The organism is Citrobacter sp. wls706 (assembly GCF_005281305.1).
GTDB lineage: Bacteria > Pseudomonadota > Gammaproteobacteria > Enterobacterales > Enterobacteriaceae > Citrobacter > Citrobacter werkmanii.
This window is the reverse complement of sequence record NZ_SZXG01000003.1, coordinates 1-787: the sequence shown is the minus strand read 5'-3', so window position 1 is coordinate 787 and position 787 is coordinate 1. Positions and strand designations below refer to the sequence as shown.

The 787-nt window shown below is 49.4% G+C and carries 1 protein-coding gene; it reads left to right on the top strand.

The window, feature by feature from the left end:
* Positions 1 to 101: 101 nt before the first annotated feature.
* The coding region (gene pyrD / locus FDW92_RS00155) for a quinone-dependent dihydroorotate dehydrogenase (protein WP_137400518.1) at positions 102 to 787 on the top strand (686 nt) is incomplete at its 3' end.

Here is a 787-nt window from a genome sequence, read left to right as displayed (position 1 = left end):
AGGAAAACGATTGCTATTTATTGCCGCAGGTCAATTCCCTTTTTGCTCGCGATCGCACATAATACGCCCCCGGTTTGCACACTGGGAATCCAGGAGAGTTCATGTACTACCCCTTCGTTCGTAAAGCCCTTTTCCAGCTCGATCCTGAGCGCGCTCATGAATTGACATTCCAGCAGTTACGTCGCATTACCGGCACGCCGCTCGAAGCGCTTGTCCGCCAGAAAGTACCCGCAAAACCGGTTACCTGTATGGGGCTGACGTTTAAAAATCCGCTCGGGCTTGCTGCCGGACTGGATAAAGACGGGGAGTGCATTGATGCGCTCGGTGCGATGGGATTCGGTTCAATTGAGATTGGTACCGTGACGCCACGTCCCCAGCCCGGGAACGATAAACCACGTCTGTTCCGTCTGGTGGATGCGGAAGGTTTGATCAACCGCATGGGATTCAATAACCTGGGTGTTGATAACCTGGTAGAGAACGTTAAGAAATCACATTTTGACGGCATTCTCGGCATTAATATTGGTAAGAATAAAGATACTCCGGTAGAAAACGGCAAAGATGACTATCTGATTTGTATGGAAAAAGTCTATGCTTATGCCGGTTATATCGCGATTAATATCTCTTCACCGAATACGCCGGGATTACGCACGCTGCAATACGGTGAAGCGCTGGACGATCTGCTAACGGCAATTAAAAATAAGCAAAACGATCTGCAAGCGGTCCACCATAAATATGTTCCGGTGGCCGTAAAGATCGCGCCGGATCTTTCCGTCGAAGAACTGATCCA